Here is a 10,513-nt window from a genome sequence, read left to right on the forward strand (position 1 = left end):
CACCTGAGGTGCCCGCCCGTTCCGCGATGCTGCGGCCGATGCGCCGGTCAGCCTGTCCGACGGGGGGTGGTGCGGCGGGTCCGCCCCGCCGCGGTCACCCGCCGCTCACGGCGGCTGCTACTCGGTCTTGACCTTGATGCTGCCGTCCGTGATGCCCTCCTTGGCCTTGGCCACGGCGGCGGTGAGGCCGGAGATCTCCGCCATCTTCGGGTTGCTGTCGGCGAGGCCGACACCGTTCACCTTGAGGTCGAAGGTCTGCGTGCCGGTCAGCGGCTTGCCGTCGTGAACCGACTTGGACAGCGTGTAGACGGCGCCGCCGACATCCTTGAGCGCGGAGGTCAGGATCGAGTCCTTGTACTTGGCCAGCGCTTCCTGCTTGTACTGGTCGGAGTCGACACCGATGGCCCACACCTTGTTGGCGGAGGCGGCCTCGATGACGCCCTGACCGGACAGACCGGCCGCGGCGTAGATGACGTCCGCACCCTTCTCGATCTGGCCCTCGGCGGCGGCCTTGCCCTTGTCGGGGCTGGAGAATCCACCCTCCTCGGCCGTCTGCGTCAGGTACTGCGAGAGGACCTTCACGCTGGGCTTGGTGTCCTTGACACCCTGCGTGTAGCCGGCCTCGAACTTGTGGATCAGGGGAACGTCCACGCCGCCCACGAAGCCCACGGTGTTGGTCTTGGTGGCCTTGGCCGCCGCGACACCGGCGAGGTAGGAGGCCTCCTGCTCGGCGAAGACCAGGGAGGCGACGTTCTTGCCCTCGACGACCGAGTCCACGATGCCGAAGGTGGTCTTCGGGTACTTCTTGGCGACGGCCTCCAGCGCGGGACCGTAGGCGAAGCCGATGCCGATGACCGGGTTGTAGCCCTGCTTGGCCAGCGAGGACAGGCGCTGCTCCTTGTCGGCGTCCGTCTCGCCGTCGGTGGGCTCGATGTCGGCCGTCTTGTAGCCGAACTCCTTCTGCGCCTTCTCCAGACCGGAGAACGCGGCGTCGTTGAAGGACTGGTCGCCCTTGCCGCCGACGTCGTACGCGATGGCGAGGCCCTTGGCTCCGCTGCTCTCGCTGCTGCTGCTGCTGTCGCTGTCGTTGCTGGTGCCGCCGCAGGCCGTGGCGGCGAGTGCGAGCGACGCGACCCCCACCGCGACGCGGGTCAGGCTGGCTATCCGACGCATCTGAAGTTCCCCATTCTCCAAAGCCCCGCAGTGGGTGCTGAGTTCGGCGCACATTAACGCGCGTAGACCGTCCAGGGAACGGGATTCCGCCTGGCCGTTATCCATTCGTGCCGATGGCCGGTTACGTCCTTGTGAACCATGGGACCGAAAGGTGCATTTGGGGAGGCAGCACCCGCGGCGACCATCACACGCTGTGTCCGACAAGTGGAGCCCGCGTGACGGAGCGGGTGGTTCCTGCTCCACGGAGTGACTGTTGACGAATGACTCGGCACCACGCTACTGCGAGCCATCGGGGGGCGCGACTTGAGTCACCGGCCGCGCCCCGAGCCGTCAGTCCCGCTCGTCCAGGAGGGCCGCCGCGGTGAACATCTCGACGCCGACCGTGATCGCGTACTCGTCCGCGTCGAAGTCGCCCCGGTGCAGATCGCGGGTGGTGCGGTCACCCGGCGGGCGCACACCGAGGCGGGCCATCGCGCCGGGCACGTGCTCCAGGTACCAGGAGAAGTCCTCGCCGCCGAGGCTCTGCTCGGTGTCCTCGATGGAGTGCGCGCCGCGCCGGGCGGTCATCGCGTCGCGGAGCAGCTCGGTGACGGCCGCGTCGTTGACGACCGGCGGGACGCCCCGGATGTAGTTGATCTCGGACTTGGCGCGGTAGAGGTTGGCGATCTCGTCGATCGCCGCGTGGACGAGGTCGGGCGCGGCCCGCCAGGCGTCGAGGTCCAGGCAGCGGATGGTCCCGGACAGCTCGGCGTGCTGCGGGATCACATTGCAGGCGTGCCCCGACTCGATGCGCCCCCAGGTCACCGAGAGCCCGCTGCGGGCGTCCACGCGGCGGGCGACGAGCGCCGGCACATCGGTCACGACCCGCGCGGCGGCGGTGACGAGGTCGGTGGTCAGGTGGGGGCGCGCGGTGTGGCCGCCCGCGCCGTCGAGTGACACCTCCAGCCGGTCGCACGCCGAGGTGATGGCGCCGTGCCGCAGTCCGATGCGCCCCGCGTCGACCCTCGGGTCGCAGTGCACGCCGACGATCCGCCCGACTCCTTCGAGGACACCGGACTCGATCGCGTCCGGGGCGCCGCCGGGCAGCACCTCCTCCGCGGGCTGGAAGATCAGCCGCACACGCCGGGGCAGCAGCCCCTGGGCGTGCAGGTCCGCGAGGACGAGACCGGCGCCGAGCACGACCGCCGTGTGGATGTCGTGGCCGCAGGCGTGGGCCCGGTCGGGCACGGTCGAGCGGTACGTGCAGTCACTCTTGGTGTCCGGGATGGGCAGCGCGTCGATGTCGGCGCGCAGGGCCAGCATGGGGCGTACGTCGTCCGGGTCTCCGATGTCGCAGATGAGGCCGGTCCCGATGGAGAGGACGCGCGGCTCCAGGCCCGCCCGCTCCAGGCGCGCCTTGATCGCCGCGGTGGTGCGGAACTCCTGATTGCCGAGCTCCGGGTGCATGTGCAAGTCGCGACGGAACGCCACGAGTTCGGCGCGCAGTGCCTCGGGCAGCGCGCCGGGGAGCAGCGGCTCCCCGGGGAGATCGGCCTCGGACTCTCGGGACATCAGTTGGTTCACCCTTTGAAGGGTAGGACGATCGGGCGGCCAACTGACCCACGATCAACAAAAGTTCAGCCCGTTAGGGGAAGAAAATCTGGTCGCGTGGCGCATGACCGGCTTCGAGGGTGGGTAAACTCGCCCGGCTCTTCGGGCGTTTGGATCTTGAACAGGCCTGGCTGACCGGCTGCGATCCCACTCGGGCGGGGTTCGCCCGCCGATGTGCACAGGACAACGCCCGACGTGTCCGAGCCCATTCCCGTACATGGTCTCCACCGTCTCACACCACCGCGACCGGGTTCCGGAACTGTCACCGTCACGCGACAGGATCGTCACGTTCCGTTGTTGATGGGTGCCGGGCGAGGGACCCGAAGGGCCCGGCACGGTGTGCCGGGCCCTTCGCGGCGGGGATGTGCGGCCGGTCCTAGACGGCCGGGACCGCCGAGAGGCGGTGGACGTCACGGGCCGTGCCCGTGACCCCGGACAGGAAGCCCTGGGCCCGCGGCGAGGCGTTCTCCGTCAGCCAGCTGGGGTCGATGTCGCAGACGGCGACGCGCACATCGGTGCCGACCAGGGCCAGCGGCAGCGTGTGCACGACCGTGGACGGGAAGCTCAGAATCGTCCGGCCTATGGGGCCGCGCCGGGCGATCAGTTCGAGCGGCAGGTCGGGGCGGACGATCTCCAGGCCCGTCTCGACGGCCAGCCGGTGCAGCTTGTCGACGCTCTCGCGGCGGTGCGCGAAGTAGCGGGTCGCGCCGTGCGTCCTGGCGAGCGCGCGGACCGCCTCCAGATAGCGGTCCGGGTCGACCACGCCGGTCTCGACGAGCGAGGTGCCGACCAGGTCGGCGCCCTTGGTGATGCGGGGCGGGCCGAACCGGGCCCGGGTCCAGGAGAAGTCGTTCGCGGTGATGCGGACGCCGTCGGGTGCCGACTCGATCGGCATCGAGGAGAAGACCTCGACCGTACGGCGGTCGGTGGGCGTCAGCCGGCGGCGGGCTGCGGCGGACACGGGAGCGAACAGCACGTCCCGCGGCCCGGGGCGGCCGCCGCGCCGGTGCCAGCGCACCAGGCGTTCACCGCGGGCGAGCTGGGCGACGAACTCCATCGTCGCCGTGCCGTCGTCGACCACGACCAGGTCCTGTGCCCGGGTGATGGTCAGCAACAGCTGCACATAGCGGGAGAACGGGTCCCCCATGACGATCCGCCGGGCCCGGCGCAGCAGCGGAGCCAGTCCGCCGATGGTGTGGAAGGGGGCCGTGGTGCCACCGCGCGCCTCCTCCCAGCGGACCGTGTGCCCCTCGTCGCGGGCCAGCTCGGCCATCCGGCGGAGCTGGCCGCGCGTCATCGGGTCGTTGGGAGAGAGGACGACGAGGGTGAACCCCGCGCCGGGTGCCGCGGCAGCGTGGGCCTGGGTGTGCGCCCACTCCAGCACGTTCAGGAGCTGTACCGGACTCTCGACGAAGGCGAGAGTGTGGGAGCCGGTGGATCCGGTGCGGGGGCTCATCGTCGTACGACCGTCCCGTCGTAAGGAGTTCAGGGCGTTCAGACCGAGACGGGCTCGCCGGCGGCCGCGGCGATCTCGGCCTCGGCGACGACGCCCGTGACGCGGCGCAGCTTCTTCATCGGGCCGAGCTCGGACGCGTAGACCTTCTTGACCCCGTCACCGAGGGAGGCCTCGATGGTGCGGATGTCGCGAACGAGGCGGGTCAGTCCCTGCGGCTCGACGGAGGCGGCCTGGTCGGAGCCCCACATCGCGCGGTCCAGGGTGATGTGACGCTCGACGAAGGCGGCGCCGAGGGCGACCGCGGCGAGCGTGGTCTGCAGGCCCGTCTCGTGGCCGGAGTAGCCGATCGGAACGTTCGGGTACTCGGCCTGCAGGGTGTTGATGACGCGGAGGTTGAGTTCCTCAGCCTGCGCCGGGTAGGTCGACGTGGCGTGGCACATCAGGATGTTCTCGCTGCCGAGGACCTCGACCGCGTGGCGGATCTGCTTCGGCGTCGACATGCCGGTGGAGAGGATGACCGTACGGCCGGTGCCGCGCAGGGCGCGCAGCAGCTCGTCGTCGGTCAGCGAGGCGGAGGCCACCTTGTGGGCCGGGACGTCGAACTTCTCCAGGAAGGCGACGGCCTCGGTGTCCCACGGGGAGGCGAACCAGTCGATGTTCTTGCTCCTGGCGTACTCGTCGATCTGGCGGTACTCGTCCTCACCGAACTCCACGCGGTGGCGGTAGTCGATGTAGGTCATGCGGCCCCAGGGGGTGTCGCGCTCGATGTCCCACTGGTCGCGCGGGGTGCAGATCTCCGGGGTGCGCTTCTGGAACTTGACGGCGTCGCAGCCGGCCTCGGCGGCGGCGTCGATCAGCTTGAAGGCGTTCTCGAGCTCGCCGTTGTGGTTGATGCCGATCTCGCCGACGACGTAGACGGGGTGGCCGGGACCGGCGGTCTTCGAACCGAACTGGCGCAGACGGGAGTTGGTGCTCATGGTGGAGAAGTTCCTTACTTGTCGAGGGAGTCGAGAGAAGGGCCGAGGATCCAGCTGGCGATCTCTCGGATCGCGCCGTCGCCGCCGGGGACGGTGGTGACCGCGCGTGCGGCGCCGCGCACGACGTCGTGGGCGCTCGCGACCGCCACCGGCCAGCCCACGAGGGCGAAGCAGGGGAGGTCGTTGACGTCGTTGCCGACGTAGAGCACGCGCTCAGGCGCGATGCCCTGCTCCTCGCACCACTGCTTCAGTGCGAGGTCTTTCCGGTCGATGCCGTGCAGGACCGGGATCTTGAGCTTCCGGGCCCGGGCGGCGACGACCGGGTTCTGTTCCGTGGACAGGATCAGCATCGTCAGCCCGCTCTTGCGCAGGGCCGCGATACCGAGTCCGTCCCCGCGGTGCACGGAGACGAACTCCCGTCCGTCGGAGTCGATCAGCACCCTGTCGTCGGTCTGGGTGCCGTCGAAGTCGAGGACGACCGCGTCGATGTCTTCGGCGGTCGGAAGTGTGCCGGGCCTGTTCGCGTCGAAGAGCGGCGCGAGGGCCCGGGCGCGGGCGAGGTCGTGCGGGTCGTCGATCTCCAGCACGCGGGCCGGGTCGGTGCGCACGAGTTCGGTGCGGCCGAAGAAGCGGTGCTTCGCCACGCGGAAGCCGTTCGCCTCCATGGCGTAGACGGCACCCGTCTCCAGGAGGTCCTGGGGGCGGTCCTGGCGGCGCGGGCGGAAGGACTTGTCGTGGTTGATGCCGTAGCCGCCGCTGGTGGCGATGTCGGCGACGAGGGTGTCGGTGCCGCCCTCGACGGCCGCGCGGCCGCTGTCGACGGGCACCGGGGCGGCGGGCTCGTCGTCGGCGTCCCGCCACACGAAGCCGTGGAAGGGCGCCACGGTCAGGGCCGTGTCCGCGCCGTTCGCGAGGATCGCGTTCACGACGCCGTCCACGTCCTCGCGGACGATGAACGGGCTGGTGCACTGGACGAGCAGCACCACGTCGACCGGGGAGCCGTGCAGCGCCTCGTGGGTGTCCATGGCGTGCAGGACGGCGGCCTCGGAGGTGGCGGTGTCCCCGGCGATGGCGGCGGGGCGCAGCACGACCTCGGCGCCGGCCTGGCGGGCGGCGGCCGCGATGGCCTGGTCGTCGGTGGAGACCACGACGTCGGTCACGAGGCGGGCGGAACGGCACTCGCGCACCGCGCGGGCCACCAGCGGCACGCCGCCGACCGGGAGGAGGTTCTTCGCGGGCACGCCCTTGGAGCCGCCGCGCGCGGGGATCACCGCGAGCACACGGCGCACCGGCGCGGCGTGGCCCGCTTCCGAGTTGGTCATCGGGCTTCCTTTTGACGAGGGGAAGAGGAAGGCGGGGGAGGCGGGGGACGGCGGGCGGCCCGGTGTCGGGGCGCTCACAGTTCGCCCATCCGCCGGATCACCGGTGCCACGCGCTGGACGCCGTGGCGGTAGGCGCCGCGGGCGGCCCGGCGCACGATCTGCCGTACGGGGCTGGGCTCCCGGTCCGCCGCGGGGGCGCCGGGCAGCGGGCTGCCGTCCGGCCCGAGGTGGTGGCGGGCGAGGATGCCGGGCAGATAGCCGGGCGCGGTGACGGGCGTGTAGTAGGGAGCCAGGGGTGGCAGCCTGTCCGCCGCCAGCAGCTCGGTGATGCGCAGCCGCGCCGCGTCGAAGGCGGTCTCGTACGAGCCTCCCCCAGCGGGGGTACCCCCGGCCGCGACGCCCTGCCGGGCCACCCACTCCGCGTCGGGCGCCGGCCGGTGCCCCGCGTCGAGCTGCTCCCAGGACGCGAGGCAGCCGGAGCCCACGAAGTGGTGGTTGCCGAGCGCCTCGCGCACCCCGAGGTCGCTGAGGACGACGGTGGGGATACGGCGGTGCAGGGATTCCAGGGCGGCGGTGGAGCTGATGGTGACCAGCAGGTCGGTGCGGTCGAGGACCTCGCCCATGTGCCCGTACACCAGGCGGAAGTTGGCCGGCGGATCCGCCTTCTGCACCAGCTTCTGGTAGGGCAGCTCCTCGATGTGCGTGGTGTGTTCGCCCGGCTTGGAGCGCAGTTTGAGCAGGACCTCGCGGTCCGGGTGCAGCCGTGCGTGCCGGATCAGCCGGTCCAGCAGGTACGTACGGTCCTTGCGGTTCTCCGGTACGGAGGGCTGGGCGGCGAAGACGACCGTGTAGGGCCTGCGCCCTTGCTCCGCGGACGGGTCGTTCTCCGTGTACGCGGCCCCGCCGAGGAAGGGCAGCGCGACCTCGGTCACCGATCCGGCGTCGGCGCCGACCCCCTCGTACACGGCCCGGAAACGGTCCGCGTCCTGGCGGGAGTTGGCGAGGACGAGATCCGCGCCGTGCCGCAGGAGCAGCCCGTCCGCGAGCTTCTCGTAGACGACGCCGACATAGCCGGTGACGACCAGGGGCCGCTTCTTCCGTCCGGCCCAGGCGCGGGCCAGGCCGTGCAGCACCGCCTGGACGGCGCCGCCGACCAGAGCGAGGACGACCAGGTCGTAGCCGTGGTCCTCGTTGCCCAGTTCCCGCAGGAACTCGACGGCGGTGACCTCGCGGAGGGAGTCCGCGCGGACGCCGACCTCTTCGAGCTGGCGGGCGGTCGGGGTGGCGCGGCCACGCAGGAGGAATCCGTCGAGGCGGATGTCCGAGTCGGCCGGGGAGACGCGGTTCGCGGTGAGCGAGCCCCATTTCCACCTGGTGTCGGAATCCGCGAGGACGGCCACTCGCAGGGACTTCGTGGTACTTGCTGGCACGTCCTAGACGCTAGGAAGCCTTTTCGAGGTGCGGCCCAACCTGAATACAACAAACGGTTAACAGCGCGTCGACGAATGGCGAATCAGCCCGGGATCGGCTGAGAAAACGGCTTGGTTCACGGTTCCGCCACGCGTCGTTCACCTGGCATCTCACCAACGGTAAAGACGAATGCCGGGCCGCCCCCTAACGTCACAGGGGTGGTCAAGCTCTCCGTCATCGTGCCGTTCTACAACGTGCAGCAATATGCGCCCGACACCCTGAAGAGCCTGCGTGCGAACGCACGGCAGGACTTCGAATTCATTCTCGTCGACGACTGCTCGCGCGACGAGACACCGGACATCCTCGCGCGCGCGGAGCGCGAGCTCCCGGGTGCGGTGTATGTCAGACACGAGAAGAACGGAGGACTGGCCACCGCACGCAACACCGGGATCGACAGGGCGCGTGGCGAGTACCTCACGTTTCTCGACGGGGACGACTGGCTCGCCCCCGGATACTACGAACGACTCCTCTCCTCCATAGAGGACCTGGGCTGCGACTTCGTCCGTACGGACCATGTCCAGTGCACCGCGCGGGCGCGCTCCGTCCACCGTGTTCCGCACGGTCGCCGCGGAGTCGTCCTCAACCCCCGCGACGCCATTCTGCCCTCCGACCGGTCCACCTCCGTCGACTACGCCTACGCCTGGGCGGGCATCTACCACCGCCGGCTGGTCGACCGCGGACTGCTCCACTTCACCGACGGACTGCGTACGGCCGAGGACCGGCCGTGGATCTGGAAACTCCACCGAGAGGCCGAATCCTTCGCCACGGTGGGGCTTCTCGGCGTGTTCTACCGGCGTGGCGTCGCCTCCTCACTCACCCAGATCGGGGACGTGCGCCAACTCGATTTCATTCGCGCGTTCGACCAGGTCATCGCGGAAACCGCCGAGGACCGGGAGGCGGAAAAACTCCTGCCCAAAGCCGTGCGCACCTATTGCGCGATTATTTCCCATCACCTGGGATCCATCGAAAGGTTCGAACCGGCGGTGGCACGGAAACTGAAGTCCATGAGTGCCGTCGCACTGCGCCGCATGCCCCAGGGCGTGCTCGACGAGGCCCTCGACTCGATGGACGTCCAGCGCGCCACCCGGCTGCGCCGACTGCGCCGACGGCCCGCGCCCGCCGCGGGGGTGGCCGCGTGACCACCCAGATCTTCATGGCGTCCACGCTGTACGGCACGGCCACGCTCGCCGCGGCCCTCGACACCGACAGCTTCGGACCGGCCGACCGGCGCATCCTGCTCGTCTCCAACAACGCGGCGACGCCCGAGACGACGCCCGGCGTGGACGAGATGCCCGGCTTCGAGCAGCTGCGCGGCCGCTTCGACGACGTCATCTCGTGGAACGAGACCATCTCCCCCTTCCACCCGGGCGGTTGGGCCCCGCGGCCGGACGACGTACCCCTGTGGGAGCGGCATCTGCGGCTCGCCTGGAACCTCGGCGACGACGACATCGAACTGGCCGTCGAGTCCATCCAGGTCAACCCGGCGCTCGGCGTCTCCCAGATCTTCATGGGCGCGCCCGTCACCGTGTACGCCGACGGCCTGATGAGCTACGGCCCCACCCGCAACAAGATCGACCCGCTGGTCGGCACCCGGGTGACCCGGTTGCTCCATCTCGACCTGGTCCCCGACCTCAAGCCGCTGCTGCTCACCGAGTTCGACGTCGAACCGGAGATCGTGCCGACGGACGCCTTCGTGAAGGTGCTCGCCCAGCTCGTGGACACCGGCGACGCCCTGCCGGCCATCGACGAACCGGCCCTGCTGCTCGGCCAGTACCTCTCCGCGCTCGGAATCCTCACCGCCGAGGAGGAAGAGGACCTCCACGTACGGATGCTGAAGGGCGTGATCGCCCTCGGCCACACCCGTGTGGTGTTCAAGCCGCACCCGACCGCACCCGCCCGCTGGTCGCGCGTCCTGGAACGGGAGGCCGAGAAGCTGGGCGCGGACCTGACCGTGCTCGACACCCCGGTCCTCGCCGAGGTGCTCTACCAGCGGATGCGTCCCGCGCTGGTCGTCGGCTGCTTCTCCACGGCGCTGCTCACGGCGTCCGCGCTGTACGGCCTGCCGGTCGCGCGCGTCGGCACCGGCTCGCTGCTGGACCGTCTGACCCCGTACGAGAACAGCAACCGTGTCCCGGTGACCATCGTCGACGCGTTGCTGCCCGACCTGTCGGACCGCGCGGCGGTCACCGGACAGGGCCCCGGCATGGACGTGGCGGCCCTGACGAAGCTCCTGAAGTCCGTGGGCTTCGCGATGCAGCCGAAGATCTACCCGGACCTGCGCCCGGCGGCCGAGAGCTACCTGACGAACCAGCTGTCCGAGCACACCTGGCGCTACTTCAAGCGCAAGCGCCTCACCTCGCTGGCCCTGCCCGGAGCGGTCCCGGCCCAACTCGCCTTCATCCCGCGCAACGCGACAGTACGGCGGGTCGCCCGGAGGGCGCGCTCCCTGAAGCGGGCGGTGGGCCGCTGAGGCGGAGTGCTTCCTTCCCGTGCGGGACACCAGGGGGCGGGGCCCGGTCGAACAC

The 10,513-nt window shown here is 70.5% G+C and carries 8 protein-coding genes; 2 read left to right on the plus strand and 6 right to left on the minus strand.

Annotated elements, in window-relative coordinates:
- Nucleotides 1-117: 117 nt before the first annotated feature.
- The 6 genes from ACFWBT_RS38035 to ACFWBT_RS38060 all read right to left on the minus strand — a co-directional run bounded on the left by ACFWBT_RS38035 (nucleotide 118) and on the right by ACFWBT_RS38060 (nucleotide 7,948).
- On the minus strand, nucleotides 118-1,173 hold the full coding sequence (locus ACFWBT_RS38035) for a BMP family protein (RefSeq protein WP_385707884.1): 1,056 nt from the start codon (nucleotides 1,171-1,173) through the stop codon (nucleotides 118-120).
- Nucleotides 1,174-1,503: 330 nt separating this feature from the next.
- Nucleotides 1,504-2,724, minus strand: coding sequence for a M20 family metallopeptidase (locus tag ACFWBT_RS38040; RefSeq protein WP_385707904.1), 1,221 nt, complete (start codon nucleotides 2,722-2,724; stop codon nucleotides 1,504-1,506).
- 415 nt (nucleotides 2,725-3,139) lie between these two features.
- Nucleotides 3,140-4,219 carry a hypothetical protein gene (locus ACFWBT_RS38045; RefSeq protein ID WP_385707887.1) on the minus strand — a complete coding sequence of 360 codons (1,080 nt, stop codon included), beginning with the start codon at nucleotides 4,217-4,219 and terminating at the stop codon, nucleotides 3,140-3,142.
- 38 nt (nucleotides 4,220-4,257) lie between these two features.
- Nucleotides 4,258-5,196: an N-acetylneuraminate synthase family protein gene (locus ACFWBT_RS38050; RefSeq protein ID WP_385707890.1), complete on the minus strand. Its 939-nt coding sequence runs from the start codon at nucleotides 5,194-5,196 to the stop codon at nucleotides 4,258-4,260.
- A gap of 14 nt (nucleotides 5,197-5,210) precedes the next feature.
- Nucleotides 5,211-6,518: a cytidylyltransferase domain-containing protein gene (locus ACFWBT_RS38055; protein ID WP_385707892.1), complete on the minus strand. Its 1,308-nt coding sequence runs from the start codon at nucleotides 6,516-6,518 to the stop codon at nucleotides 5,211-5,213.
- Nucleotides 6,519-6,592: 74 nt separating this feature from the next.
- Complete coding sequence (locus ACFWBT_RS38060; protein ID WP_385707895.1) at nucleotides 6,593-7,948, minus strand: DUF6716 putative glycosyltransferase; 1,356 nt, start codon at nucleotides 7,946-7,948, stop codon at nucleotides 6,593-6,595.
- Between the two features lie 198 nt (nucleotides 7,949-8,146).
- On the opposite strand from ACFWBT_RS38060, the gene ACFWBT_RS38065 reads away from it, so the two are divergent.
- On the plus strand, nucleotides 8,147-9,127 hold the full coding sequence (locus tag ACFWBT_RS38065) for a glycosyltransferase family 2 protein (protein ID WP_385707898.1): 981 nt from the start codon (nucleotides 8,147-8,149) through the stop codon (nucleotides 9,125-9,127).
- Nucleotides 9,124-10,458 carry an alpha-2,8-polysialyltransferase family protein gene (locus tag ACFWBT_RS38070; RefSeq protein ID WP_385707901.1) on the plus strand — a complete coding sequence of 445 codons (1,335 nt, stop codon included), beginning with the start codon at nucleotides 9,124-9,126 and terminating at the stop codon, nucleotides 10,456-10,458. The genes ACFWBT_RS38065 and ACFWBT_RS38070 overlap by 4 nt, the downstream gene beginning before the upstream one ends.
- Nucleotides 10,459-10,513 lie beyond the last annotated feature (55 nt).

Source organism: Streptomyces sp. NPDC060027, from assembly GCF_042737005.1.
Classification (GTDB): Bacteria; Actinomycetota; Actinomycetes; order Streptomycetales; family Streptomycetaceae; genus Streptomyces.